This is a genomic window from Ruegeria sp. D4, assembly GCF_056534475.1.
The window spans coordinates 126,775-153,119 of sequence record NZ_JBQFPJ010000005.1 but is presented as its reverse complement, the minus strand read 5'-3'; the positions used below and the strand labels follow the sequence as shown (position 1 = coordinate 153,119).

The window sequence follows — 26,345 nt, the reverse complement described above, 5'->3', positions numbered from 1 at the left end:
ACTCACACCGGCAAGTGCAGTAGCGAACCTATTTGGATCGCTACTGCACTTCGGATCCATTCAGGCAGACTGCGAGGCCCAAATTGACCGTTTCCAAAGCTGTCAGTGCAGCACCTTGGCTAGACCAAACAGAACAACAACCATTGGTTCAGATCAGAGGTGTGACAAAGAAGTACGGTGAAGTAACGGCCGTCGATAACGTCGATCTGGATATCTACAAGGGTGAGTTGTTCTGTCTTCTGGGCGGATCAGGGTGCGGAAAGTCCACTCTGCTGCGAATGCTCGCAGGATTTGAGGATCTGAACGCCGGCTCAATCATCATTGATGGCGTCGATATGGCTGACGTTCCTGCCTACGAACGCCCCACCAACATGATGTTCCAAAGCTATGCGCTGTTTCCGCATATGTCTGTCGAAAAGAACGTATCTTTCGGGTTGGAACAAGACCATGTCCCAAAATTTGACATAGCCGACAGGGTGCACGACATCCTCAAGCTTGTCGAACTGGAAGACTTCAAAAAGAGAAAACCCAAGCAATTGTCAGGCGGGCAACGCCAGCGCGTTGCGCTGGCTCGTGCGTTGGTCAAACGCCCAAAGCTGCTGCTTTTGGATGAGCCTCTGGCTGCGCTTGACAAGAAGCTGCGCAAGCAAACGCAGTTTGAGCTTGCCAATATTCAGGACAAGGTCGGTGTCACGTTTATTGTGGTGACCCACGATCAGGAAGAAGCGATGACGTTGTCGTCGCGCATGGCGGTTATGGATGCTGGGCGGTTCAAGCAGATTGGAACGCCAACAGAAATATACGAGTTTCCCGCGTCTCGCTTTGTCGCCGACTTCATCGGGTCAGCGAATATTTTTGAGGGCAGGGTAACCGAGGAAGGTGCAGATCATGTTCGGGTCGAGACTGAATTCTGCGAGGTTTTCATAGATCACGGTCACTCCGTGAAAGTTGGCAGCAAGATCTGGGTGGCTTTGAGGCCCGAAAAAATCCGTCTTTCGAAATCCGATGAAGTTGCTCCAGGCCCCAACCAGACATCAGCCATCATCGACGACGTGGGTTATTTAGGAGAGACGTCGATCTACAAGGTGAGGCTTCCCAATGGAGAGATATTTGATGTCACCAGGCCCAACCAGTCACGCCCAACGCATGCCACCCAGCGCATTACGTGGGAGGACAAGGTGAATATCAGCTGGGATCCGTCCAGTGCCATGTTGCTCCACTCATGACGGATTTCACGGGAGATAGGCCTGAACCGTTACAGGTTGAACGACAGCCGATGCTTGGCCTATTTATGCGGCGCTTGCAAAGCAAGTGGCGACAGATCGTTACCGTCATACCGTTCTTCTGGCTTCTGGTTTTCTTCCTGGCACCGTTCTTTATTGTCGCCAAAATCAGCTTGGCTGAACTTGCCATTGCAAGCCCTCCATTCACCAGTTTGATCGAGTGGTCGGACAGCGGGATCATGACGATCCGTCTGGTGTTCGACAATTTTATCTACATCTGGGAAGACAGCCTTTATTTTGACACCTACGTCAACTCGCTCAAGATTTCGGTGACATCGACCTTCTTGTGCCTGTTTTTTGGCTACCCCATTGCCTATGCAATCGTGCGATCAGGCCCAGTCGCCAAGCCGCTATTGCTTTTCGCAATAATCCTGCCGTTCTGGACGTCGTTCCTGCTGCGCGTCTACGCGTGGATGGGATTGCTTGCAGATCAAGGTACGATCAATAACCTGTTGATCGCAATTGGTATAATCGACGAACCGATCCGGATGCTGTACACGGAATTCGCTGTCTATATTGGTATCGTCTACACCTACATGCCCTTCATGATCCTGCCGCTCTACGCGAACATGGAAAAGCTGGATGACAGCCTGAATGAAGCTGCAGCGGATCTCGGATCCCGGCCAACGAACACGTTCTTCAAAATCACGTTACCCTTGACGATGCCCGGCATCATCGCGGGCTCATTGCTGGTCTTCATTCCTGCGACTGGGGAATACGTTATTCCCGATCTTTTAGGGGGTGGAAACGTGCAAATGATTGGCCGGGTTCTCTATAACGAGTTCTCCAGAAACAGTGATTGGCCGGTTGCTGCTGCGGTGGCAATTGTTCTGCTGGTTATTCTGGTGCTGCCCATCATGGTGTTCCAACACTACCAGGGCAAAGCGTCGGAGGAGCAATAGATGTACAGCAAACGCTCCCGCTTCCTGACGATCATGCTGACACTAGGTTTGGCATTCTTCTATATCCCGATGATTTTGCTAATCATTTACTCGTTCAACTACTCCAAGCTGGTTCCGGTCTGGGGGGGATGGTCCTTACGATGGTACAAGGAGCTATTTCAATCTGCAGAAGTCTGGAGCGCGGTTTCCCTTAGCCTTCAGATCGCGGTTGTAAACGCAACCTTTGCAACAGCGCTTGGTACGCTTGCAGGTCTTGCGATGGTGCGATTTGGCCGGTTCAAAGGCCGGACTTTGTTTGGTGGCATGTTGGTCGCGCCGTTGGTGATGCCCGAGGTGATAACCGGATTGTCCTTGCTGGTTTTCTTTATTTCACTGAACCAGCTAATCGGATGGCCCGCCGAGCGCGGGTTCGCGACGATTACGATCGCGCATATTACTTTTTCGATGGCCTATGTCGCTGTGACAATTCAGGCACGATTGACCGGCGTGGGGCAAACTCTGGAAGAAGCTGCCGCCGATCTCGGTGCCAAGCCTTTTAAAGTCTTGACTGCAATCACCATTCCTCAGCTGACACCGGCCCTTATTTCAGGTTGGCTGCTGGCGTTTACTTTGTCTCTTGATGACCTGGTCATAGCCAGTTTTGTTACAGGTCCGGGTGCAAATACCTTGCCAATCCTGATCTTTTCGCGCATTCGACTGGGCCTCAGGCCGGATATTAATGCGCTTGCGACTATAATGATCCTCGTGATCGCCATTTGCGTCGCTATCGCAGCTATCGTTATGTTCCGGCAACAAAGGGCGGATCTGCTGGACAGACAAATGGCTGAACGAGAGGAAGGATAAATTGGAGTCGCACGAGCTTCAGAAAAAACGACGCACCGAACCTCCGGAAGTTCGCCGCCTGCAGTTGATAATGGCGGCCATAGACTCGATTTCGAGGCGCGGGTTTTCTGACACAACGCTGAAACACGTGACCGAAGCTGCCAATCTGTCCCATGGGGTTGTGAATTACCACTTCGACAGCAAGGAAGCATTGTATGACGCCGCGCTGGGTTTTCTGGCACAAGAGCACTACGAAAATTGGCTAAGGTATTATGACGACGCGGAACCTACGGCCGCACATCGGCTTGCGGCCATTATCCGCGCGGATTTTGACAAAAGCATCTGCACGCACAAGCGCCTAGCGGTTTGGTTTGCATTCTGGGGGCAAGCAAAGTACCGTCCTAATTACTTGAAGATTCACAATAAATTTGACAACGAGAGATACGATCGAATTCTGCGTCTATGTGGAGAGTTGATCGCCGACGGCGATTACGACGATCTTGAGGCCGAAAAAACAGCCCGAGCTGTTGAGGCAATGTCTGACGGCGCCTGGCTCAGCCTGATGTTGTATCCCAAGGTGGCTGACCGGCGAGAGTTCAGGGATGTTTGCCTGCTTTCGCTGTCGCGGTTCTTTCCAAAACACTTTCCGGTTTAAGCCGCAATACCCTGTAATTGTGCTTCAGCACTTTATCTTCTTCATCCCGGGGTCGTAGAGCGGCTTTAGCGAAGCAGTGGCGTCGAATTTCTCGCCGGCAATTTCGATCTGCCAGTGTCCCTTTGCGACGATGTCTGCCGTCAGCGGTTCTTCGGTTTCTGCAAAACCAATCCCGACAGCCGCGCCAAGCGTGTGCCCATACCCGCCAACCTGAATGTACCCGACTTCCTTGCCGTTCAGATAAATCATCTCGTTGCCATACATCAGGGGCTCATCGTCTTTCAGCAGAAACTGTAGCATTCGGTTTTTGGGTGTGCCTTTTGCATTTATTGCAGCCAGCGCTTCCCTGCCGATGAATCCTCCGGGTTTGTCCAGTTTGATGGCAAAACCAAGCCCGGCCTCAATGGGGTTGTCCGTGTTGTCCACATCGATTCCGAAATCACGATAGGCCTTTTCGAGTCGCAGGGAGTTTAGGGTTTGCATGCCCGCGTTTCGAACCCCCAAGTCACGACCCGCTTCCATTATCAGATCATATGTTTGAACGGCCTGAATGGCAGGCACATGAAGCTCCCAGCCAAGTTCCCCGATAAAGGTCACGCGATAGGCCAGAACAACGGCATACCCGACATCAATCTCTCGGGCCGTCATGAATGGGAAGCCTTCGTCCGACAAATCAGCGCCGGATATTCTGCTCAGAAGATCGCGTGACTTTGGGCCGTGAACGTTGATTTGGCAGCGCGCAGCAGTGATGTCTGTGATGACCACATTCTCATCGTTCAGAATGTGCCGCCGCATGCGCATTTCGGTATGACCTGCCGAGTTTTCGCCGACAATAACCCAGTACTTCCGCTCGGACAGTCGAGTAACCGTAAGGTCGGCCTCAAACCCACCTTGTTCATTCACCCAGGCAGTGTAGACCACGTGGCCAGGCTCAACATCAACCTCATTGCAGGAAAGGCGCGAGAGAAGGGCGCATGCATCTGGACCTTCGACGCTGAAACACGCCATTGATGTCATGTCCATGACGATGACTTCCTCGCGCGCTGCCTTGTGTTCTTCGGCGTGCCATTCAAACCAGTTTTGGCGATACCAACTGTATTTCTCGACCTTGGCCTGTTCCGGTGTCGGGGCAAACCAATCAGGTTGTTCCCAACCACTTCCTTCGCCGAAAAACGCCCCTGCATCCTTCAGGCGGTCATACAGCACGGAACGCTTTACGTTTCTGGCCGTCTTGTAATTCTCATTGTGGTAATGCTGGCCAAAGAGCTTGCCCAGCAGCTCCGGCGTTCTGTCGCGCCGGAACGCCGGTGTGGCCATTTCACGCGAAAAGCGATTGACGTTGATGCCCGTGACATCGATTGGGGGCAAGCCATCCACAATCCAATGGGCCAGAACCATACCGGTACCGGCGCCATTGAGGATGCCCAAAGAGTTCATCCCGCATGCAACCCAGAGGTTGCGAAGTTCCGGTGTCGGGCCAACAAGCGGTGCAAGATCGGGCGTAAAGCTCTCCGGTCCGCAGAACAGTTTCTTGACGCCATAATTCATCGTGTCAGGCACGCGCGAATAGGCTTTTTCAAGGTCGGGGCCAACACGTTCCCAGTCTGGCTCGATCTCTCCGAATTGCCATTCGTCGGGGATACCACCCAGCTTCCACGCCGCAGCACCTGGTTCGAAAAGACCCAACATCATCCCCCCAACTTCTTCGCGGTAATAAGTGTACGTGGAAGGGTCTTCGAGAACGGGCAGATCGCGGGGCAAGCCCGGGATGCTCTCGGTAATCAGGTAGTAGTGCTCAGCCGCTTGAAGGGGCAGGTTGACGCCATGCTTGGCCCCTAACTGGCGGGACCACATGCCACCGCATATCACAACGTTTTCAGCCGTGATGGCGTGACCGTTCGCAGTGCGGATTCCAGTCGCGGTGCCGTTCTCGACCAAAATCTCGTCGACCCGAACACCTTCGAAGAAGCGGGCGCCTCTGCTTCTGGCCCCCTTTGCCAGCGACATTGTCACGTCCACCGGGTTGGCGCGCCCGTCCTCGGGTATCAGGAACGCACCAACGACGTCCGACAGGTCACCAATAGGGAACAAATCCTGCGCTTCTTTTACTGAAACTTCGTGATTGTTTATCCCGAAACGGCGCATGAAGGCTGCGACACGGCGCATTTCATGCAGGCGTTCTTTGTTGGTCGCAATCTGCAGATATCCAACGTCCCGAAAACCAGTGGAAATACCGGTTTCTTTCTCAAGGTTGGCGTATAGATCGCGTCCATGCGTGTAGATTGCACATTCCGCTTCCGACTTGAGCAGGCCGGCCACGATAAGGCCCGCGGCATGCCAAGTCGTTCCGGATGTCAGTTGCCCCTGCTCAAGAACCACAACATCGGTATGGCCAAGCTTGGTCAGGTGATAGGCCGTATTCGCGCCAATGGAACCTCCCCCGATGATGACGGTCCGGGCGTGCGTCGGTAGGGTGTCAGCCATGGCGAGAATGTCCTTTCGTGGCGTTCATTTTCTCGCATATCAGTCATGGCGCTCAATGTCTACTGACTGAATGATCATTCAATAGTTAATTTTGAGCATCGCCTTCCTATCTGGAAAAGGGCTTGCCAAGGCAGCGCGATCAGGCTTCACTGTGTCGGTGAACTGGCAATCAGATGCGGGGGAAGCTTGTGTCAGACGATATCCTTTACGACCGTCAGGTGATCAACTTCCTGGAAGAGCTTTGGGGGGAGGGGTTCCTTTCGCCAGGAGGCCCCGAGGAAGTTGCTCGGGTTGTTGAGGGGATCGATCTCAAAGGCAAGCATATCCTTGATATTGGGTGTGGATCAGGGGCAATTGCAGTGCTGATGGCGCAGAAGTTCGGTGCGGGGAAAGTGACAGGCATTGATGTGGAGGCTCCCGTCTGCGCGGCGGCGAGAGAGCGAGTGAAGCGGGCCGGGTTGGAAGAAAGGGTGGAAATCCTTCAGGTCACTCCGGGCCCAATGCCTTTCGAAGATGGTACTTTTGACGTCGTGTTCTCAAAAGACTCGATCATCCACATTCCCGACAAAGCCGCGATGGCTGCCGAGGCCTTTCGGGTGTTGAAGCCGGGTGGTCGGTTTGCCGCTTCTGACTGGCTGACCAATCATGACGGGGACATGTCACCTGAGATGGCGCATTATGTGAAGATGGAAGCTTTGGAATTTCAAATGGCGTCGCCTTCCAAGTATCGCACCGCGATGGAGGCGGCCGGCTTCGAAGGCGTGGAATTGGTTAACCGCAATCCATGGTATGCGGAAGTTTCCGCCGCAGAACTTGCGGATTTGACCGGGCCGAACCGCGCTGGCTGGGAAGCCCGGCATGGTGCCGAGTTTATCGAACACCAAATCGAGATCTGGGACGCGATGCAGCCTGTGCTTAAATCCGGAGAGCACTGCCCGCATCACATCCGAGGTCGAAAGCCAGCATGACTTTGCCGGCGCCAAGTTGTGGCGTCGTGGCCGCTATTCGCCGTAGTCCTTACTGACCTGCGCCATTCCTGCCTCCATGATGTCGAACATGTCGTCTATCTGGGAAGGAGTGATGATCAGAGGAGGAGAGAACACGGCCATGTTTCCAAATGGTCGCAAAAGCAAACCCAACTCTTCACATGCGTCGTCCAGTTTCTGCCCAAACTTGACGTGTGCTTCATAGCTTTCGACCTTCAGCCCGGGGCGGCATTCGATACACCCCAGAAGACCGTCGCCGCGCACGTCCCCGACGATCGGGAACTTTTCCTTGATCTGGCGCAGGCGTTCTTGAAATTGCGGTGTTACGCGTTGAACGTGCCCAAGAATATCCTCCCGCTCCATGATCTCGATGTTTTTGATTGCTGCAACACAGCTCACCGGGTGCCCTGAATAGGTATAGCCATTGTAGAAGACATCGCCGCCCGGAGCGTCAGAGATGCGTTGCATTACTGCGTCCGAGATGATGCAAGCGCCAAGTGGCAGATACCCGGAAGTCAGGCCTTTTGCGCATGTAATAATGTCTGGAACGATGCCAAAAACGTCTTCTGATGCGAACCAATGTCCCAGCCTGCCAAAGCCGGTTACGACCTCATCCGAGATGTACAGAATGTCGTTTGCACGGCATATTTCGAGTGTGCGCTTGTGGTAGCCCGGAGGCGGGACAATCACGCCGCCAGAACACAGGATCGGTTCGGCGATAAATGCGGCAATACGGTCGGCACCTACCTCGGCAATCAGGTTTTCAAGGTCGGCGACCTTGGCGTCGCACCAGGCATCGACACTCATTCCCTCGGGCCGGTGATAAGGGTTCACGTCGGGTAGGAAACGCACCAAATCCTGCGCCTTTTCAAAGCTTGTTTCGAAGCGTTCTTTCCCGGTGACCGTTGCAGCCAGAAAAGTCGATCCGTGATAGCCTTTCTCCCGGCCGATCACGATTTTCTTTTCTGGCCTGCCAAGCCGCTTGTTCATGAAAAGCGCGGTTCTAAGTGCGGTATCGACGGCCGTGGACCCGCCGGTTGTAAAGTGCACTGTATTCAGGTCGCCTGGAGTGCGTTCTGCGATCATACGGGCCAAAACGGCCGCGGGCTCAGTCGTAAATGACCAGGGCGACGCGTAGGGCATCGTCATGACCTGCTGCGAAATGGCGTCGGCCATCTCCCGGCGGCCGTAACCGATCTGTGTGCACCACATACCGCCCGGGCCATCGATATAGCGCTTTCCGGCAGCATCCCAAAGGTAGATACCATCCGCTGTGTTGACCCGCATGTACTCATCGGAACCAAAGCCTTCGGTCCCGGCCCAAGGGTGTAGATGATGGTCGCGATCCCAGGTGACAAGATCGCCATCGGTTGGAGTGTTGCCAAGTGTGTTCACGTCTTCTTCTCCTTTAGGTGCGGGCGGGCGGTGTCGCACGTGCGCGCGGCGGTGCGAAAAAGGCTTTGGTGACGGGCGTGAGACGCGCCATTCTGGTATCCCATTTGCCTTCCTGCAGTGTGTAGATTTCCGCCATCAAACTGGATGAGCGGCTTGCATCCGGCATACGAACATGTGCCAGTGCGATGTTACGTTTGGCGGTGGGGGACCAAATTCCGGAGGTCACGTGCCCAACTTCTTTTCTGCGCCGGTTGTAGACCAATGACCCTTCCGAGGGTTTGAAGCCTTCGACATCGAAACGCATGAGGAGGCTTCTGGGAGCATCGCGTTTCGACAGCAACGCACGGCGACCATTGAAGTGGTCTTTCTCGAAGTCGACCAGCCGTCCTAGGCCGAGTTCGAATGGCGTTTGGCCCCGGTGCAACCGCTCGGTCGCATGAACGGGCTGAAAGTCCACCCCTGCGGTCAGAAATCCCGCCTCGATGCGTGCGATATTGACAGCATCGTACCCAATGGCGCGCAGTCCCTGATGCAAGCCACCTTTCCAAATTCTGTCCCAGAGATCTTCTGCCTTGTCCCAGTCGCACCAAAGCTCATAGCCGAGGTCACCGGTAAAGCCCGTCCGTGAAATCATGAGGTCAGGTTCGATCTGGACCAGATCGAATGGTTTTAGCGCGCCAACATCTAGTCCCGCAGCTTCCAACACCGCATAGGACGTCGGACCTTGCAACGAAAGGCCGGCAACGCTGTGAGTTTCATCCCGAACCGCAACATCGAAACCCCATGCCGCGTCCAGCAACCACGTCAGCATCGGTTCCTGACAGCACAAGCGCCAATCGTTGTCGCCGAGATGGAAAAGAGTCCCGTCATCGATGACCATGCCCTCTTCATCGCACCAGATTGCGTATCCAACGCGGCCCGCTGCGATCTTGCGGACGTCACGCGTGACCAGGCGATTGAGCATTGCGGTCGTGTCAGGACCTGTCAGCCTGTATTTGTGCATCGGTGAGATATCGAACACAGAGGCCTGATTGCGCAGCGCGAAATACTCGAACTCGACACTGTCGAGAACTCCGGGGGCAGCGTAACCCGCCCAGTCATACCAGTTTTGAGCGCGATTCTGCTCTTCGAGCTTCTTGTGAAAGGCGGCGGGGATTAAGCCAAGTTTCGGGTCGGTGAAGATGCTCATGGCTGCTCCTCCAGCGCCGCCAGGGCCGCATTGCGACCGGCGAGGCCCATGACATCGCCTCCGGGGTGGGTTCCAGCGCCGCACAGGTACAGCCCCTTGGGACCCATGGAATAGCGGCACATTCCGTTTGCGGGGCGAAGTGTCAGAAGCTGGTCCAGGGACATTTCCGCGTGGTGCCAGTGGCCCCCGGGCGCTCCGGTTGCGCTTTCGATTTGATCCGGTGTTATGACTTGTCTGCCTGCGATGTGATTCTTCAGGCCGGGCAGGGCGCGGCCCAGTGTATCTACGGCGATTTGCGCAAGCTGATCTTTCGCGGCTTCAGTCCAGCCGCCTTCTAGGTCGGATGGCGCGTATTGCATTATGGTCGACAACCAGCCTGATCCATCGGCTGTCTGCATCTTGAAGGCTTCGATCACCGGGGCCTTGGACATTTGTCGATATTTTGCTGGATTGAACGCAGCTTCCACGTATTCTGCGGAGGGGGCATAGATCAGACGACTATTTGCCAACCCTTCAGGCAAGCCGGGCAGTGGCATGTTGTCCTTTAATTTTAGGTTGACCTTGGCTGCTGTTCCTCGTGCCCGGATGTTCCGAATGCGCCGCATCGTTTCGATGTCAAAAACAGATGGCCCGGTCATACGGCTTGTTGGCTTAGGTGCGAGGTTGCTCAGCACGAGAGGTGCGGTCAAAGTTTGCCCATCGTTGGTTATGACGCCAGAGACGGCATCCTTGTCCACGAGAACGCGGGAAACCTCGGTTCCCGGCATCAGGACGCACCCCGCCTTTTGCGCTGCTTCAACGATTAAATCTGTCAGCGCAGACACTCCGTCCGCAGGTTGGGTAATGGTGCCCCCGTGACCCATCCGGTAGATCAGGTTGAACACGGTTCCCGAAGATCTTGGACCGGCGGCTGCCCCCCAGATTGCATCAGCAGCAAGCATCCCAGCCGCCGGTCCGTCCGACAAGTCATCAAGGACAATGTCATAGACATTGGACAGAACGACCTGCAGGAAGCGCCGCATTTCCGATTTACCCAGCCTTTTCAGTCCGATGCCCAATTTCGCCAGGCGCAGAACCTCAGCCATTCCGCCCCGCGAAAGCACAGCTTTGTGACCGCCGGGTGGTGGGGCTTCGGCGAGTTGGCGCAACAAGCCGCCATACGTAATCAACTGTTGCGTCAGATCGGACCAGGCTTTGGAGTCCGGGTGCGCTGTCCCGTCACTCCAGCAGACGCCTTCGTCACTGAAGACGATGTGCCGACCATCTTCAGCCAATGAGACCGTGGAGGTCGGTTTCCCGGCCAAAACAGGGTGTTGCAGGTCCAAACCGATGTCACTCAGGGCGCGCGGGCTGAGGTTGTAAAGCGAGTGGGCCAATGTTGGCCCCCCGTCCACGGAGTAGGACGCCATTCCACCAAAACTGTCAGATTTTTCAACGATGCAGACATTCTTGCCGCGCCGACCGAGAAGCGTTCCGGCAATCAACCCGTTGACGCCGCCACCCACGACAATTGCATCAAACTGGTTCATGCGGCATACCCCTTCATTCGGCCATGCCGTGTTTCGTTCCTCAGGATTGCGCGGGCCGCGTTGGCGCCGGGCGCACCCATAACTCCGCCACCCGGATGTGCGGACGAACCGCACAGATACAGCCCCTGGATTGGCAGGCTGTACTGCGACCACCCCGGGACCGGGCGATTGAAGAAAAGCTGGTCAAAGGTCAGTTCGCCTTGGAAAATGTTGCCTTCGGTCAAACCGACCTCGCGTTCGATTTCCAGCGGTGAACGGACTTCCATGTGCACAACGCGCTCGCGAATGTCAGGGCAAGCCACAGCCATCTGGTCCAGTACAGTTTCAGACATTGCCTTGCGCTGTTGGTCGTCCCAGTTGTCTGCCGACCGGACGCCGCCGACTTCCAGATCATATGGGGCGTACTGAACAAACACCGTCATCATATGCGCACCTGTCGGAGCCATCGTTGGGTCGATCTGGCTGGGGATCAGCATGTCAATGTACGGCTTTTCCGACCAGCGCCCCAGCTTCCAATCATCATAAGCCTTTTCCAGTTCAAAGAGGCTCTGCGACACATGCAGATCGCCCCTCAGAAAACTGGTGTGGTCTGGTGCGGCAGGAAAGTTTGGAAAGCGGTCAAGGGCGATGTTGAGTTTCGCCGAAGACCCGCGAATTTTGAAGTTCCGCACCGCTTTGGTGAAGTCATCCGGCAGATCGGCGGTATCAACGTGGTGTAAAATGGTGCGCTTGATATCCATGTTGGATGCGACGACTGGGGCATGGAAAACCTTGCCGTCTTCCAGCGCCACGCCTTCCACGCGTCCATCTTTGCTCAGGATTCTCTCGACCCCTGCACCTGTATGGATCGTACCGCCGTGATCTTTGAAAGACGCCGCAATAGCATTGGAAATCGCGCCCATGCCGCCGCGGGCGAAACCCCAGGCTCCGATGCCACCATCGATATCGCCCATGTAGTGGTGCAGCAGAACATAGGCGGTTCCGGGCGAATATACCCCAAGACCAGTACCGATAATTCCCGATCCAGCCAAATGTGCCTTGATCAGGTCGTTCTCGAAATGCTCATCCAGAAAGTCGCCAATGGACATTGTCCAGAATTTCAGCGTTTCACCAAGTTCGCGACTTCCCAGTCCGTGGGCCTTTTTGACAAGGTAAGCCATTTCGCCCAGGTCACGTGGGCGGAGCGAAGCAGGGTCCGGTGCGTCTCGAAGCAGAAACGGTCGGATAAAGCGGCATTGCCGCATGATAGATTGCGAATAGCGACGATAAGCGTCTGCATCACGTGCAGAATGGCGCGCCATCTCGCGCTTTAGGGCGTTGTGATCGGAGTAGTAGGCGAAGTAATCTCCGTCGCGTGTGAAGCTCGCACCACCTTCGTAGGGGATAACCTGAAGCCCGTATTTCGGGAGTTCGAGGTCTCTGGCGATTTCGCGCCGCAAAAGAGAGCAGACATAAGAGCAGTTCGAGTAAGTCCAGCCTTCGTGCAGCGAACGGCTGACTGCTGCGCCACCAATCCAGTCATTCTTTTCGACGACCAAAACACGCATGCCCGCACGGGACAAATAAGCGGCGGCTGTCAATCCGTTATGACCGGCACCGGCCACAATCACGTCGTATCTGTTCTCAGTCGTCAAATTTTTCATCCCTTTCCTCTCCGTTTACAGACCGGACATGATTCCGTAAAGTTTATTTGAGCGCTCAAATAAATTTTAGACCATTGACGCGTGTTTTTCGCGCACTGTAGATGGCGGTAATTCTAGGAGGAGCGGCAATTGGTCGACGCAGAGCGGAAACGCCCCCGCAAAGAGCGGAAGGAAAACGCAGATCGCCGCCGCCGGCAGCTGCTGGACGCGGCGTGCCGTTCCATACTGGCGCATGGATTGGCGAAAACGACACTTGCGACGGTCGCGTCCGAAGCCGAGCTGTCTCAGGGCGTTGCAGCCTTTTATTTCAAATCAAAGGGTGGCCTTCTCACCGAAACGCTTCGCGACTTGTACCGACGCTATGAGGAGCACTGGACGACCTCTCTGGAACAGGCAGGGGATAAGCCAGCGGAAAAGATAAGGGCACTCATCAATGCGGACTTCCACCCTGATGCATGTGGTCCGAACGTCCTGCCTTTGTGGTATGCGTTTTGGGGGGAACTCAGATTCCAGCAGCACTATGATGAGGTTGCGGAACACTTTGAAGCGCGGCGGCGCGAAACTTTGTATGCGATCTGGCAAGAATTGCTGGCCGAGGATGATGTTGCCTCTCCGGATCAAATGACGGAATGGATGGAGACGTTGACGGATGGTTATTGGCAGCGCCTGCATCTTGCGCCGGAAAACCTGAGCCGAGAAGAGGCGGAACAAGCTGCATGGGGATGCCTCGTGCGCCTGGTGCCGGGCCTGCTGACTGAAACGCCATAGCCACTTTCGGCTGAGAGGCCCCGATGTCATGACGCGAGTGCGGATCTCACAACAGCCGCTGCCGCCCAGGGCTGCGATAGTGCAGGAAGCGCGTGATGTTGCGCGACTTGCCCTGCCAATAGTCATTTCCCTTGCCGCCGCTGCTTTGATTGGCGTTGTGGATACCGTGATGGTGGCCCCATTGGGAACGCTTCCTCTGGCAGCAGTGTCGATAACGGCCTCGGTACTGATCATCTTTTACTCTGCGCTTTATGGCTTTGTGTCCGCAATTGGCGTGCGAATGGCGGAAGCCTTCGGCAAGTCCAGCGAGGAAGGGCTTGCTTCGGCCACAACTGCCGGGCTTTTGGTTTCTCTGCTCGTCGGGGTTGTCGGTGCGAGCGTAATGATCTGCCTGAAACCGGCTCTTTCCTGGATCGGACAGCCCCCGGAAGTCGTAGGCTTGCTTGGCGGCTACTGGAACGCGATGAGCCTTCTTTTGGTTCCATTCACTGTTTTCTACGCGTTAAAAGCTCTGTTTGACGCCATGAACCAACCTTGGATTGGCGTTGGGCTTGCGTTTCTTGCGGTCGGTTTCAACATTCCTTCGAATTATGTGTTGATCCACGGTGTTGCTGGCTGGCCTGGTCTGGGTCTTGTTGGGGCAGGGATCGCAAGTCTGTTGTCTCAGACGGTGCCTTTGATTGCGGCATTTGTGATTTTGGGCGCAAGGAAACGGAAATGGGACCTTCTGAGGACCGAAGGTTTTGACTGGTCTGAGTTCAAGGCGCAGATCAAAGAAGGGATCGTCATCTCCGTCGGTTACCTGGGGGAGGGGGCCGCTTACGCCGTAGCAGGCCTGATGCTTGGGTGGTTCAGCGCCGCCGCGCTTGCAGCACATCAAATCGTTTCTGCGGTCAGCGACGTTATTTACATGGTGCCGTTGGGCGTTTCGATTGCAATCTCAATACGCGTGGCTCAGGCAATCGGTGCCGGTGATAAGGACAGGCTGAAGCCAATTGTATTAGCGTCGCTTCTGGTCGTTGTGAGTTGGATGACAGTCGTTATCCTGGGTATTTTGGTTGGCCGTATTCCTCTGGCGAACAGCTTGTCAGATGATCCGAATGTCGTTTCTCTCGCGATTTCGATGTTCCTTGTGATCGCCGCAATGCAGATCGCAGATGGCGTTCAGGGGACAATGCTGGGCGCATTTCGGGGCATGATGGACAATCATGTTCCGGTTGCCATTACCCTGATTGCCTATTGGATCGTTGCTTTGCCGCTTGGATATGGATTGGGCTTTTGGCTCGGGTTCGGACCCAACGGTGTTTGGATTGGGTACGGCACGGGCCTCTCACTGGCCGCGATCGCATTGACCTATCGCTTCTTCTCCAAAAACCGTTAACCAGCGCGGTTTTCTGTCTCAAAGACCCAACTTGTCCAGGAGTTTCAGGCGCAGGATTTCTGCTTCGACAAGGGTCTCTCGGGCAAACGAAAAAGGTAGAGGTTTGAGGGGGGTAACCGGAAACTCAAGCTCATCGACTTTGATCCCGGCCGCCCACCGGGCCAGGACCCGCCCCATTGCGGTGGCGATGGCAACGCCGCGACCGTTGTAGCCCAGACCTGTCATTACGCCCGGGGTGAGTTCATGCAGGTGGGGATAGTGATCCCTCGTCAGCGCCACATACCCGCCCCACTCATATTCCCACTGAACTCCGGACAATTGGGGGAAAAGTTCAACGGAAATGCGTTTCAGTCGCTCAATTTGTTTGATGGTGGAATTGTCATAGTAGGTGCCGCGACCGCCCATCAGGAACCGGCCGTCTGCATCTTGCCTGAAGTACAAAAGAAGGCGTCTTGCGTCGGACAAGGCGTTGCCTTCTGGCAGAATTGTTTGGCGGATATTGTCGGACAATGGCGCCGTCGCCACCTGAACTGACCGAACGGGCAGGACGGATTGCGCCAGGCGCGGATGCAGATCACCAGAATAGGCGTTTGTGCAAATAAGGACCTTGTCCGAAAAGACAGCTCCGTTAGGTGTCTCAACCCGAAAGCGGCTGCCCTCTGACGAGAGCCGGTTGGCGGGCGTTTCTCCGAAGATTTCCACGCCAATGCGACGGGCTGCTTCGGCCAGTCCAAGTGCATAGTTCAGTGGGTGCAAAACTCCGCTGCGTCGGTCCAGAACTCCACCCAGATAGGCTTCTGTCCCGGTCAGACGCTGCATTCCGCCTTGATCAAGCTGAACCATGCCGCCGCCGTGATTGTCCCAATCCTCAGCAAGTTTGTGCAATTCGTTGAGTGTTTTGGTCGTATGCGCCGCGCGCAGCCATCCCGGGCGGTTTGCATCGCACCTAATGTCGTGCCGAGCGATCAAATCGAAAACAAGATCGGCCGCGTCACCGGCCATTCGGATCATTCTGTTTCCCCAGAAATCTCCAAACTTGGCCTTGATGCCGGTTGGCCCGTCCTTGAGGCCTACATTGATCTGCCCACCGTTGCGCCCAGACGCGCCCCAGCCCGGGTGTTGGGCGTCGATCAGAACAACTTTGATGCCTTCCTCGGCCAGGTGAAGGGCTGCCGAAAGGCCAGTGAATCCGGCACCAATCACCGCTACGTCTGATTGTCGCTCGCCAGTGAGTGGCGGGTATTCGGTTGAATAGCCTGCCGTTGCTGACCACAGGCTGTTTGCAATGACGGGGTTTTCGTTGCGGATCATCTATTGGCCTCGCGCGCTTGCCTTGCGGGGGGAATTGCATAGGTTTGGCGGGTGACGCCTTTCCGGACAGTATGTGAAGAATGCCTAGACTTTTGAACCAATTCGAACTGAAACCAGCCGTCAACCTCGACGCGTTCGAGCAGGCCTGGAACGCGTTTGTCGGACATTTGGTCGCGACGGGTCTGGCAACGAACGGGACGCCTTTGTGTAAACGCATTCCAGCAAGCGGTTACGATACCGACGAACAACGTGACCATTCGCTTATGGCTGTGATCGAGTTCAGGGATCAAATGCAGGCCGACGCGGCCTGGGCTGCCATCGAGGATCGCATTGAGCCACTGGGAGAATTGCATCGCAGTGTCATTTCTATGGTGCACGACCCGGTTTTCACCTTTTGGTCGGAGCTCTAGATCCATGATTGCGAACATTCGTATTGTTTTCAAATCATTTATCTTCATCATTGAATGATTATTCAATCAATGGCATAAACTCTGCAAATGTCAAACAGCCTCTTCCTGTTAAAGCGGGGCTAGGGGGCAAAGCCGATAACGAACTTGAGAAGATGGGAAGCATGCCGGTGAGTCAGACGCCAAGCGATAACACAAAACCGACAGGGCGCCGGCGTACCGAGTCCAAGGAGGTGCGGCGCCAACAGCTGATCAACGCCACAATCGACTCGATCGCACAAAACGGAATTGGTGGAACGACCATGTCCACCGTGACCGAGATTGCCGGCTTGTCGCTGGGCATCGTCAACTTCCACTTCAAAAGCAAACAGAACTTGCTGGAAGAAACGCTGTTGTTTCTTGCAAAGGAACACCATGAACAGTGGTTGGACGCTTTTGACAATGCAGGTTTACCGGCGCCCGAAAAGCTGTTGGCCATCGTCGATGCGCATTTTCACCCGCGGATTTGCTCGCCGAAGAAACTGGCCGTCTGGTTTGCGTTTTTTGGAGAGGCAGGGCGGCGCAAAGTTTACCGCAAACTGATCAATGACATCGATCTGGAGCGTTACAGCATCGCGCTGCGCCTGTGTTCGGAAATTGCTGAGGATGGCGGGTATGACGACATGCCGCCAAGGCAAGTCGCCAATATCCTGGAGGCTCTGTACGACGGAATCTGGTTGGAGCTTTTGACCTACCCGGAGAACTTTCGGCGTTCCGAAGCCCGGGATCACATCGTCGCCTTCCTGTCCAAGGTCTACCCGGATCATTTTCGAATGCCAGAATTCAAGAGCGGCAGTTGAGACAGTGCGGGTCAAATTTCCGGTTTTACAGACAAAACGGGCCTGCGCACTGCGCAGCAAACAAAAGGCACACGAATGAGCAGGGATCCTCGCTACGACATCCTTTTCGAACCAATACAAATCGGACCAGTCACTGCGCCAAACCGGTTCTACCAGGTTCCGCACTGCACAGGCATGGGCTGGCAATACCCGCGTACCCTTGCGGCCATGCGCAAGGTGAAAGCGCAAGGTGGATGGGGGGTCATATGTACGGAATACAACTCGATCCATCCATCATCTGACGACCTGCCGCATCCTTACGCGTCCCTTTGGGATGACAGCGATGTTCGGGCGCACGCTTTGATGACGGACGCGGTGCACGAATATGGCAGCCTTGCGGGTGCTGAGCTATGGTACGGAGGCGCCAACTCGAACAACCTGTTTTCCCGGTTGCCGAGCATGGACGTCGACAGCCGACCCAACGTTAAAGGGCATCCCTATCAAACCCGCGCGATGGACAAGCAGGACATCCGGGATTTGCGCCGGTGGCACCGCAAGGCCGCCTTGCGGGCGCGAGACGCGGGCTTTGACATTGTCTATGTCTACGCGACGCACGGATACCTTATCTCGAACTTTCTGCATCCACGGGTGAACACGCGCAGCGACGAATATGGCGGCAGCCTGGAAAACAGGGTGCGCCTGACCCGTGAACTGATCCAGGAAACCAAGGACGCCGTTGGGGACCGGTGCGCTGTGGCGGTCCGTTTCTCAGCAGACGAAGAGATCGGTGAGGATGGCCAGCCCATCTATGGTGAGCGTCGCGAGATGTTCGAGATGCTCGCTGATCTTCCGGATTTGTGGGATATCAACATCGCAGATTACTCGGTCGAGATGGGCGTTTCCCGTTTTACCAAAGAGGCAGCTCTTGAACCCTACATGTATTGGGTCAAGGCCGTGACGGATAAGCCCGTCGTGACTGTGGGTCGCTTCACGTCACCCGATACAATGGTCTCGCAGGTCAGGCGCGGAATTACGGATTTTATCGGTGCCGCGCGCCCGTCAATCGCTGATCCTTACCTTCCCAAGAAAGTCGAAGAAGGGCGCCTGTCTGCGATCCGTGAATGCATCGGGTGCAATGTCTGCTATGCCAGCGACACGATTGGCGTGCCAATTCGTTGCACGCAAAACCCGACAATGGGAGAGGAATGGCGCAAGGACTGGCATCCCGAAATCATTCGAAAGAAAGCTTCCGATGCACGCGCTCTGATTGTCGGGGCAGGGGCTGCTGGTCTTGAAGCCGCGCGGGCGCTTGGGGCGCGTGGGTATGATGTCCTGCTGGCAGAGGCTTCTCGTGAAATAGGCGGTCGGGTTGTGCGCGAAGCGGCACTTCCGGGCATGAGCGAGTACATTCGCGTCAGGGACTATCGCGAGCAGCAATTGATCGAAATGCCCAATGTTGAAATCTACCGGGAAAGCCCGCTGACGGCTGACGATATCTTCGCGGTTGAAGCTGACCACGTTGCAATCGCCACGGGCGCGACCTGGCGAAATGATTACCATGACGAGGAACGTTTCGTCCCGGTCGCGGAAGGAGCCGCCTTGAACCGCGTTTACACTCCCGATGACATCATGGATGGAAGGATTCCCGATGGGCCAACTCTCGTTTTTGACAGTGATGGCTATTACATGGCCAGCGTCATTGCCGAAAAAATTAGGGCGCGAGGTCACACCGTAACGTTTGTCACACCGTCCGACAGTGTGGCTGATTGGGCTGGAAAAACGTCCGAGCGTTGGCGCATCCGAACACATTTGCTTCGCCTGGGGATCGAGATCATGCCGTCAAAGACCCTCGGTCAGTTCGATGGCGAAATGGCGCATTTGAATTGTCTCTACGGCGGATCAGGTAAGACCTTACCCGTTGCCAACATTGTGATGGTGACAGCCCGGAAACCAAATGACGGCTTGTATCGGGAATTGAGCAGTCGGACGAAAACTGCGGAATTGCCATTCAGCCTCCGCCGCATTGGCGATTGCGATGCGCCCGCGATTATCGCGGCAGCAGTCTATGCCGGGCATAGATACGCCCAGGAATTGGATAGTTCCGTGGATGTGGACGTCCCGCTCAAACACGATCGTGTCGATGTCGGGCAACAGCTCATTTGACCGCTCGGTGCGGCCATCTCGATAAACACCTTGAAATGCAGGAGAAATCTGTGATGCCGGAAGGTCTGGTTATCCGCCCGCTTGAGTCGAAAGACAAGGAAGAGTGGCGCCGCTTGTGGACTGCCTATCTGGAGTTCTACGAGACCACCGTCCCGGAAGAAGTCTACGAGATTTCTTTCAGCAGGCTGTTGTCAACAGATACAGGTGAATACAACTGCCTCATTGCTGAACTGGACGGACAACCGGTTGGATTGGCACATTACCTGTTTCACAGGTTTATGTGGTCCGTCGAGGATACCTGCTATCTGATGGATCTGTTTGCAGACCCCGAGGTCCGAGGAAAGGGTGTCGGCCGTGCTCTGATCGAGGCCGTTTTTCAAACCGCAAAGCAGCATGGTGTTCCAACAACTTACTGGACCACTCAGGAGTTCAACTACAAGGGCCGAATGCTATACGACGAAGTGGCAAAACGAACGCCATTCATTGTCTACGAAAAAGACGAATAGTCAGCAGCGTCATTTCTGAAGGCCTTGGGCTGAGGAGGGCGGGTGTCTTTGACCACCTCGTTCAATGATCAAACCCAGCGCATTTGCTTGATTCAAGACCAATGCCGAGATCATTCGCCCAATATTCGGCACGTTTTCTTTGCGTTACACGACGTTCTTGCTACTGTCGGCTGACAACAAAGTCGATAGGGGGAATATGTCATGAAACGCGCCGAACTGCTTTACTCTGGAATTGATCGTCGGAGCCTGCTTTTGGGCGCGAGCGCCGCAGCCAGCCTCGCGACATTTCCCAAACGCCTCATTGCGCAAGAGCCTTTGAGCGTTGCGGGCATTTACACCGTTCCAGTTGAACAGCAATGGGTCAGCCGCATCCACATTGCGGCGGAAGCGGCGAAAGATGCGGGCCAGATTACTTATGCCTTTACCGAGAACACGGCCAATACCGACTATACCCGGGTCATGCGGGAATACGCCGAAGGCGGCGCCAAGCTGATCGTGGGCGAGATTTTCGGGGTCGAGGCAGAAGCACGGGAGGTGGTTCTGGATTACCCCGATACCGCGTTCCTGTTGGGTTCGTCTTTCCTTGAAGATCCGGCCCATCCCAATCTGGCCGTTTTCGACAACTATATTCAGGACGCTGCCTATCTTACCGGTATCATCGCCGGCGCCATGAGCGAGTCTGGCAATATCGGAATGGTTGGCGGTTTCCCGATACCAGAGGTCAACCGGCTCATGCACGCGTTCATGGCTGGCGTGCGCGAAATGAAACCCGACGCGACCTTCCAAGTTTCGTTCATCGGCTCGTGGTTCGATCCGCCCAAAGCGAAAGAGACGGCTTTTGCGATGATCGAAAATGGTGCAGACGTGATGTATGCCGAACGCTTCGGCGTTTCCGACGCGGCGCAGGAGCGCGGCGTTCTGGCGATCGGCAATGTCATCGACACTCAGGCGGACTATCCGGATACGGTGGTTGCCTCGGCGCTCTGGCATTTTGAACCTACGATGCAAGCGGCTCTTGCGGCGGTCGCCGACGGCAGCTTTTCGGCGGCCAATTACGGGCTTTACTCCTACATGAAGGAAGGCGGCTGCTCGCTCGCGCCTCTGGGCACATTCGAGGGCAAGGTGCCTGCCGATGCGATGGCGCTTGTTGCTGAACGAGAGGCTGCAATTCGGGCGGGTACTTATGTTGTGGAAGTGGACGATTCAGAGCCTGTGTCCTCCTGATGTCCAACGGTAGTTCGGCGCAGGAGGTTGTCCTGCGCCTTAATGGCATCACCAAGCGATTTGGCAATTTAACGGCCAATGACTCGGTTGACGTGACGCTTCACCGGGGCGAGGTCATCGCGCTTCTTGGTGAGAACGGCGCTGGCAAGACGACGCTCATGAACATCCTGTTCGGGCACTACACTGCGGACGAAGGAACCGCAGAGGTGTTTGGTCAAGTCTTGCCTGCCGGTGCAACCGGTGCAGCGCTGCGGGCCGGTGTCGGCATGGTTCACCAGCATTTCACGCTTGCCAATAACCTTACTGTTCTCGAAAATATCCTTCTGGGCACTTCTTCCCTTTGGTCGTTGGGCCGTGGCCGCCAGAAGGCGCAGTCACGCGTGATGAAACTGGCCGAAGAATTCGGGCTGGCCGTCGACCCATCGGCCAAGACAGGGCAGTTGTCGGTCGGCGAGCGGCAGCGCGTGGAAATCCTGAAGGCACTGTATCGCGATGCCCGCATCTTGATTTTGGATGAGCCGACAGCGGTGCTGACACCACAGGAAGCTGACGCGCTGTTCGAGACACTGCGCCGGGCTGTCGATCAGGGCCTTTCCGTCATCTTTATTTCCCATAAACTGCACGAGGTTATGGCAATCTCGGACCGGGTTCTTGTGCTGCGCCATGGCAAGCTGGTCGGGGAAACGCGCACGGATGAAACGACGCCTCATGCCCTTGCTGAGCTTATGGTCGGGGAAGAGATTACCCAACCCGTTCCATCCGAGGCCAAGCCCGGTGCCGTTCTACTAAGCTTGCGCGGTGTCTCTGCGCATCCGCCTGGGCACCGAACCGGCCTTCGAAACATCGATCTGGATCTGCGTGCAGGCCAGATAATGGGCCTTGCCGGTGTGTCCGGAAACGGGCAGGGCGCACTGGCCGATTTGCTGTCGGGCGAAGCCAGGCCAGAAAGCGGAGAGATGTGGCTTGGTCAGGAAAAGGCGCCACCCTGGTCTCCTCGCGCGTCCCTTGCGGCCCGGATCGGGCGCATTCCCGAGGATCGCCACAGCACTGGCAGCATTGCAGATTTCTCGTTGACCGAAAATGCCATCCTCGAAAGCTACAGGAATCCGGGGATCAGCCGAGCAGGTTGGATGCGCTGGGCCGCGGCACAAGCCTTCGCGCAGAAGGTGATCGCGCGATACGATGTGCGTTGTCCCGGTCCGGATACGCGAATTCGTCTGCTTTCGGGCGGCAATATGCAGAAACTCATCCTCGGGCGGGTTCTTGAATCCGATCCGGAAATCATCCTCGCCAACCAGCCCGTGAGAGGGCTTGATATCGGGGCCGTAACCTACGTTCAGGAGCGTCTGATAGCAGCCAGAGATGCGGGCGCGGCGATCCTGCTGATATCGGAAGACTTGGACGAAATCATGGGGCTTGCGGACGTGATCCGGGTGATGTCCGACGGCCGGCTCTCGCCTGAGTTCCCCCGTGGAACGATAACCCCCGCCGAGCTTGGGCGATGGATGGCCGGGGAGGGGTTTGAACGTGCGGCTTGAACCGATTGCCAACCCGTCCCTCGCCCGATCCGTGGGATTTCCAGCGGTGGCATTGGGGCTTTCGATCGTTATGGTATCGTTTCTCGTTCTACTTGCAGGGGCCAATCCTTTCGCCACGTTGGGACTGATACTAAAAGGAGCCGCAGGTTCGAAGTTCGCCGCGCTTGAGACCCTGAACCGGGCAACACCTTTGATCTTCACAGGTCTGGCGGTAGCCGTCGCCTTCCGCGCAAAGCTGTGGAACATCGGGGCGGAAGCACAGCTTTACATTGGCGCGCTTGTGACAGTCCTCTTCGGGACGTCGGCGTTGGGCCTGCCGGGGCCGCAACCACTGATACTGGTCGGTCTCGCCTCGATGCTGGGAGGGGCGCTGATGCTGCTGGGCCCGGTCATTCTCAAGACGCGTTTCGGCGTTGATGAAGTGGTGACGACATTGCTGCTCAACTTCATCGTGCTTCTTTTCATCTCGCTTCTGCTGGAGGGACCGCTCAAGGATCCCATGGGGATGGGGTGGCCGAAATCGCCCAGGCTGGATGCAGAAGCGCGCCTTCCTCGGATTGTCGAAGGGCTTCGTCTGCACTGGGGCTTTGCGCTGGCACTGATCTGTGCCGTGGTCGTCTGGGTGATTGAGACCCGGACCACGCTTGGTTACGAAATCCGGGCGGTGGGTCAGAACCCGACGGCTGCCCGTTTTGCGGGTATCCCTGTAAATCTTGTGCTCTTGAAAACCGCGTTTCTTTCGGGCGGGCTTGCGGCTCTGGCAGGTTTTTCGGAAGTCGCGGGGCTCAAGGGGTCCCTTACGCTGGATCTGAGTCCGGGCTTTGGCTACACGGGCATTATCGTCGCCATGCTTGCGCTACTTCACCCTCTTGGCGTCGTTCTTTCGGCGATTTTCGTAGCGGGCGTATTCGTCGGTGCCGACGGTATGAGCCGCGCTGCGAGTGTTCCGACCTATATCGCAGACCTTCTATTGGCGACCGCACTTTTGTTCATGGTCCTCGCCATCTTGCTGACGCGGTTCAGGATCGTGAGGGGCTGATGGAGATCTTCGAAATCCTCCTCTCTGCCAGTTTTTGGGCAGCTGCTGTGCGCATTGCTTCTCCGTTGATCTTTGCGACGATGGGAGAGTTGATCTGCGAACGCGCGGGGGTTCTGAACCTCGGGATCGAAGGAATCATGGTGGCCGGCGCCTTTGCCGGTTGGATGGCGGTCTATGTCGGTACCGGACTGTGGGCCGGTGTTTTCATTGCGATGCTGGCAGGTATGCTTTTCGGGCTTTTGCATGCGACGCTCACGGTGCCCTTTGGGTTGTCGCAGCATGTCGTGGGGCTTGGGATTACGCTTCTGGCGACATCAGCCGCCTATTATGCGTATCGCCTGGCCCTGCCGGAAGTCTCAAGCCCCCCGCGGATCAAACCCTTTCAACCACTTGAGGTTCCGATACTGTCGAAGATACCCGTTCTGGGGCAGGCGCTGTTCAACCAAACCCCGTTAACCTATCTGGCTTTTGTTATCGTTGGCGTAACTGCCTTCGTACTGTACCGGACGCCGCTGGGACTGGCCCTTCGGGCAGCCGGAGAGAATCCCTCTGCTGTAGAGGCTCAGGGTCTGTCTGTCACCGCGCTTAGAATGGGGGCGGTCATCATGGGGTCTGGTCTGATGGCTGTCGGGGGCGCGTTCCTCACCATGTCGGCCTTTGACAGCTTTTTCTTTGAGATGGTCAACGGGCGCGGCTGGATCTGTATCGCATTGGTGGTTTTCGGTGCTTGGCGGCCAGGCAAGGCATTGTTGGGTGCGCTACTTTTCGCTGCCTTCGATGCCCTGCAAATCCGCCTGCAGCAGACGGGGCTGGGGGCCCTCGTTCCCTACCAGATCTTCTTGATGATCCCTTACATCCTTTCGATCCTTGCATTGATCCTGATGTCGCGTCGTGCCGAAGTGCCAGCGGCGCTGATGATACCCTACAACCGCGGAGAACGCTGATGGCAAGCTTCGATATTCTTGTGAAGGGCGGGCGGCTGCCCGACGGAAACGTCGCCGATATCGGAATAACAGGCGACCGTATCACGGCAATCGGGCAGTTGGACGGCGCCGAGGCTGGTGCAATCATCGACGCGACCGGCGACCTGGTCTCGCCGCCTTTTGTCGACCCCCATTTTCATTTGGATGCAACGCTTAGCTATGGCATCCCTCGGATAAACGCATCGGGTACGCTGCTGGACGGGATCGGCCTTTGGGGCGAACTCAAGCAGGTGACAACGGTCGATGAAATGGTCGACCGAGCGCTTTCATACTGCGACTGGGCGGTCTCTATGGGCCTGCTTGCGATCCGGAGCCATGTGGACACCTGCGATGACAGCCTGAAGGGCGTCGAGGCCATGTTGCATGTGCGCGAAGTCGTTCGGCCTTACCTGGATCTTCAGCTTGTCGCCTTTCCCCAAGACGGTCTGCTGCGTGACCCCACAGCCCATGCCAATACATTGCGGGCGCTCGACATGGGGGTCGATGTCGTCGGCGGTATCCCACATTTTGAGAGGACCATGGCGGATGGCGCTGCCTCGGTCCGCATCTTGTGCGAAATCGCCGCTGAACGGGGCCTTCCGGTCGACATGCATTGTGACGAAACCGACGATCCTCATTCTCGGCATATCGAAACATTGGCCTATGAAACGACGCGACTGGGATTGCAGGGGCGGGTGGCAGGGTCTCACCTGACCTCAATGCATTCCATGGACAACTACTATGTCTCAAAGCTGCTTCCTCTGATCGCCGAGGCCGAAATCAGCGCCATTCCGAACCCACTGATCAACATTATGCTTCAGGGTCGGCATGACACTTTCCCGAAACGGCGCGGGCTGACCCGGGTGAAGGAAATGCAGGCTGAAGGTATCCGAGTTGGCTGGGGGCAGGATTGTGTGCGCGACCCCTGGTATTCGCTGGGAACCGCAGACATGCTTGACGTTGCTTTCATGGGGTTGCACGTCGCTCAGATGTCGTCTCCAGAAGATATGAGGCGGTGTTTTGACATGGTCACGGTTGAAAATGCTGCAATCCTCGGACTTGAAGACTATGGCCTTTACGAGGGCGCCATGGCCTCGCTTTTGGTTCTGGACGCCGGGGACCCCATTGAAGCTGTCCGCCTGAGACCTGACCGGTTGGTGGTGATCTCAAAGGGAAATGTGGTTTCCAAAAAGCAACGTAACGATAGCCGCCTCGCCCTTCCTGATCGGCCGAAAAGCGTGCGTAGGCGGCACTAGGGTTTCTGTGACGGTCTCGTCATGATTTTTCTTTGAAGGGTCGGGGGCTTTCGTAGCCTCACTCAATGGTTTTACGATTGGACT

22 protein-coding genes are annotated in these 26,345 nt (G+C 56.0%); 16 read left to right on the top strand and 6 right to left on the bottom strand.

Features of this window, described 5'->3' with window-relative positions:
• The first annotated feature begins 143 nt into the window (after positions 1-143).
• The 4 genes from ACR0MI_RS09980 (at position 144) to ACR0MI_RS09965 (ending at position 3,662) form a co-directional block, all read left to right on the top strand.
• Positions 144-1,226: an ABC transporter ATP-binding protein gene (locus tag ACR0MI_RS09980; protein WP_480854256.1), complete on the top strand. Its 1,083-nt coding sequence runs from the start codon at positions 144-146 to the stop codon at positions 1,224-1,226.
• Between the two features lie 50 nt (positions 1,227-1,276).
• On the top strand, positions 1,277-2,185 hold the full coding sequence (locus ACR0MI_RS09975) for an ABC transporter permease subunit (protein WP_480441272.1): 909 nt from the start codon (positions 1,277-1,279) through the stop codon (positions 2,183-2,185).
• Complete coding sequence (locus ACR0MI_RS09970; RefSeq protein ID WP_170614538.1) at positions 2,186-3,028, top strand: ABC transporter permease subunit; 843 nt, start codon at positions 2,186-2,188, stop codon at positions 3,026-3,028.
• Positions 3,029-3,098: 70 nt separating this feature from the next.
• Complete coding sequence (locus ACR0MI_RS09965; protein ID WP_170619664.1) at positions 3,099-3,662, top strand: TetR/AcrR family transcriptional regulator; 564 nt, start codon at positions 3,099-3,101, stop codon at positions 3,660-3,662.
• Positions 3,663-3,686: 24 nt separating this feature from the next.
• On the opposite strand, the gene ACR0MI_RS09960 is transcribed toward ACR0MI_RS09965, so the two are convergent.
• On the bottom strand, positions 3,687-6,146 hold the full coding sequence (locus ACR0MI_RS09960) for a GcvT family protein (RefSeq protein WP_480441270.1): 2,460 nt from the start codon (positions 6,144-6,146) through the stop codon (positions 3,687-3,689).
• Between the two features lie 188 nt (positions 6,147-6,334).
• Here ACR0MI_RS09960 and ACR0MI_RS09955 point away from each other — a divergent pair, with 188 nt between their 5' ends.
• Positions 6,335-7,114, top strand: a complete 780-nt coding sequence (locus tag ACR0MI_RS09955) for a class I SAM-dependent methyltransferase (protein WP_170614541.1) — start codon at positions 6,335-6,337, stop codon at positions 7,112-7,114.
• A gap of 33 nt (positions 7,115-7,147) precedes the next feature.
• Here the strand turns inward: ACR0MI_RS09955 and ACR0MI_RS09950 are convergent, their stop codons facing one another.
• Genes ACR0MI_RS09950 through ACR0MI_RS09935 form a run of 4 tightly spaced genes read right to left on the bottom strand, consistent with a single transcriptional unit; the run spans position 7,148 to position 12,888 of the window.
• On the bottom strand, positions 7,148-8,527 hold the full coding sequence (locus ACR0MI_RS09950) for an aminotransferase (RefSeq protein WP_170614542.1): 1,380 nt from the start codon (positions 8,525-8,527) through the stop codon (positions 7,148-7,150).
• 13 nt (positions 8,528-8,540) lie between these two features.
• Positions 8,541-9,716, bottom strand: a complete 1,176-nt coding sequence (locus ACR0MI_RS09945; protein WP_170614543.1) for an aminomethyl transferase family protein — start codon at positions 9,714-9,716, stop codon at positions 8,541-8,543.
• A complete protein-coding gene (locus tag ACR0MI_RS09940; RefSeq protein ID WP_170614544.1) occupies positions 9,713-11,245 on the bottom strand; it encodes a phytoene desaturase family protein in 1,533 nt (510 codons plus the stop codon). The genes ACR0MI_RS09945 and ACR0MI_RS09940 overlap by 4 nt, the downstream gene beginning before the upstream one ends.
• Positions 11,242-12,888 (bottom strand): phytoene desaturase family protein, encoded by a 1,647-nt coding sequence (locus ACR0MI_RS09935; protein WP_170614545.1) that lies wholly within the window; start codon positions 12,886-12,888, stop codon positions 11,242-11,244. The genes ACR0MI_RS09940 and ACR0MI_RS09935 overlap by 4 nt, the downstream gene beginning before the upstream one ends.
• A gap of 129 nt (positions 12,889-13,017) precedes the next feature.
• Here ACR0MI_RS09935 and ACR0MI_RS09930 point away from each other — a divergent pair, with 129 nt between their 5' ends.
• Complete coding sequence (locus ACR0MI_RS09930; protein WP_170614546.1) at positions 13,018-13,656, top strand: TetR family transcriptional regulator C-terminal domain-containing protein; 639 nt, start codon at positions 13,018-13,020, stop codon at positions 13,654-13,656.
• A 79-nt stretch (positions 13,657-13,735) separates the two neighbouring features.
• Complete coding sequence (locus ACR0MI_RS09925; RefSeq protein WP_480489616.1) at positions 13,736-15,037, top strand: MATE family efflux transporter; 1,302 nt, start codon at positions 13,736-13,738, stop codon at positions 15,035-15,037.
• An 18-nt stretch (positions 15,038-15,055) separates the two neighbouring features.
• Here the strand turns inward: ACR0MI_RS09925 and ACR0MI_RS09920 are convergent, their stop codons facing one another.
• Positions 15,056-16,348, bottom strand: coding sequence for an NAD(P)/FAD-dependent oxidoreductase (locus tag ACR0MI_RS09920; protein WP_170614548.1), 1,293 nt, complete (start codon positions 16,346-16,348; stop codon positions 15,056-15,058).
• A gap of 80 nt (positions 16,349-16,428) precedes the next feature.
• Here ACR0MI_RS09920 and ACR0MI_RS09915 point away from each other — a divergent pair, with 80 nt between their 5' ends.
• The 9 genes from ACR0MI_RS09915 to ACR0MI_RS09875 all read left to right on the top strand — a co-directional run bounded on the left by ACR0MI_RS09915 (position 16,429) and on the right by ACR0MI_RS09875 (position 26,261).
• Complete coding sequence (locus ACR0MI_RS09915) at positions 16,429-16,758, top strand: DUF6614 family protein (protein WP_170614549.1); 330 nt, start codon at positions 16,429-16,431, stop codon at positions 16,756-16,758.
• 23 nt (positions 16,759-16,781) lie between these two features.
• Positions 16,782-17,594, top strand: a complete 813-nt coding sequence (locus tag ACR0MI_RS09910; RefSeq protein ID WP_480854246.1) for a TetR/AcrR family transcriptional regulator — start codon at positions 16,782-16,784, stop codon at positions 17,592-17,594.
• A 75-nt stretch (positions 17,595-17,669) separates the two neighbouring features.
• Positions 17,670-19,736, top strand: coding sequence for an oxidoreductase (locus ACR0MI_RS09905; RefSeq protein ID WP_170614550.1), 2,067 nt, complete (start codon positions 17,670-17,672; stop codon positions 19,734-19,736).
• A 53-nt stretch (positions 19,737-19,789) separates the two neighbouring features.
• Entirely contained in the window at positions 19,790-20,242 is a 453-nt protein-coding gene (locus ACR0MI_RS09900; protein WP_170614551.1) for a GNAT family N-acetyltransferase, read from the top strand.
• A 201-nt stretch (positions 20,243-20,443) separates the two neighbouring features.
• Complete coding sequence (locus ACR0MI_RS09895) at positions 20,444-21,466, top strand: BMP family protein (protein ID WP_170614552.1); 1,023 nt, start codon at positions 20,444-20,446, stop codon at positions 21,464-21,466.
• A complete protein-coding gene (locus tag ACR0MI_RS09890; RefSeq protein WP_170614553.1) occupies positions 21,466-23,004 on the top strand; it encodes an ABC transporter ATP-binding protein in 1,539 nt (512 codons plus the stop codon). The genes ACR0MI_RS09895 and ACR0MI_RS09890 overlap by 1 nt, the downstream gene beginning before the upstream one ends.
• Positions 22,994-24,043 (top strand): ABC transporter permease, encoded by a 1,050-nt coding sequence (locus ACR0MI_RS09885; RefSeq protein WP_170614554.1) that lies wholly within the window; start codon positions 22,994-22,996, stop codon positions 24,041-24,043. The genes ACR0MI_RS09890 and ACR0MI_RS09885 overlap by 11 nt, the downstream gene beginning before the upstream one ends.
• A complete protein-coding gene (locus ACR0MI_RS09880; RefSeq protein WP_170614555.1) occupies positions 24,043-24,987 on the top strand; it encodes an ABC transporter permease in 945 nt (314 codons plus the stop codon). The genes ACR0MI_RS09885 and ACR0MI_RS09880 overlap by 1 nt, the downstream gene beginning before the upstream one ends.
• Positions 24,987-26,261 (top strand): amidohydrolase family protein, encoded by a 1,275-nt coding sequence (locus ACR0MI_RS09875; RefSeq protein ID WP_170614556.1) that lies wholly within the window; start codon positions 24,987-24,989, stop codon positions 26,259-26,261. Before ACR0MI_RS09880 ends, ACR0MI_RS09875 begins: the two co-directional genes overlap by 1 nt.
• Positions 26,262-26,345: the final 84 nt, after the last annotated feature.

Coding starts and splice junctions, on each gene's coding strand:
- ACR0MI_RS09975 (WP_480441272.1), top strand. CDS start 1,277: ATGCTTGGCCTATTTATGCGGCGCTTGCAAAGCAAGTGGCGACAGATC.
- ACR0MI_RS09970 (WP_170614538.1), top strand. CDS start 2,186: ATGTACAGCAAACGCTCCCGCTTCCTGACGATCATGCTGACACTAGGT.
- ACR0MI_RS09965 (WP_170619664.1), top strand. CDS start 3,099: ATGGCGGCCATAGACTCGATTTCGAGGCGCGGGTTTTCTGACACAACG.
- ACR0MI_RS09960 (WP_480441270.1), bottom strand. CDS start 6,146: ATGGCTGACACCCTACCGACGCACGCCCGGACCGTCATCATCGGGGGA.
- ACR0MI_RS09945 (WP_170614543.1), bottom strand. CDS start 9,716: ATGAGCATCTTCACCGACCCGAAACTTGGCTTAATCCCCGCCGCCTTT.
- ACR0MI_RS09940 (WP_170614544.1), bottom strand. CDS start 11,245: ATGAACCAGTTTGATGCAATTGTCGTGGGTGGCGGCGTCAACGGGTTG.
- ACR0MI_RS09935 (WP_170614545.1), bottom strand. CDS start 12,888: ATGAAAAATTTGACGACTGAGAACAGATACGACGTGATTGTGGCCGGT.
- ACR0MI_RS09920 (WP_170614548.1), bottom strand. CDS start 16,348: ATGATCCGCAACGAAAACCCCGTCATTGCAAACAGCCTGTGGTCAGCA.
- ACR0MI_RS09915 (WP_170614549.1), top strand. CDS start 16,429: ATGCCTAGACTTTTGAACCAATTCGAACTGAAACCAGCCGTCAACCTC.
- ACR0MI_RS09905 (WP_170614550.1), top strand. CDS start 17,670: ATGAGCAGGGATCCTCGCTACGACATCCTTTTCGAACCAATACAAATC.
- ACR0MI_RS09900 (WP_170614551.1), top strand. CDS start 19,790: ATGCCGGAAGGTCTGGTTATCCGCCCGCTTGAGTCGAAAGACAAGGAA.
- ACR0MI_RS09895 (WP_170614552.1), top strand. CDS start 20,444: ATGAAACGCGCCGAACTGCTTTACTCTGGAATTGATCGTCGGAGCCTG.
- ACR0MI_RS09890 (WP_170614553.1), top strand. CDS start 21,466: ATGTCCAACGGTAGTTCGGCGCAGGAGGTTGTCCTGCGCCTTAATGGC.
- ACR0MI_RS09880 (WP_170614555.1), top strand. CDS start 24,043: ATGGAGATCTTCGAAATCCTCCTCTCTGCCAGTTTTTGGGCAGCTGCT.
- ACR0MI_RS09875 (WP_170614556.1), top strand. CDS start 24,987: ATGGCAAGCTTCGATATTCTTGTGAAGGGCGGGCGGCTGCCCGACGGA.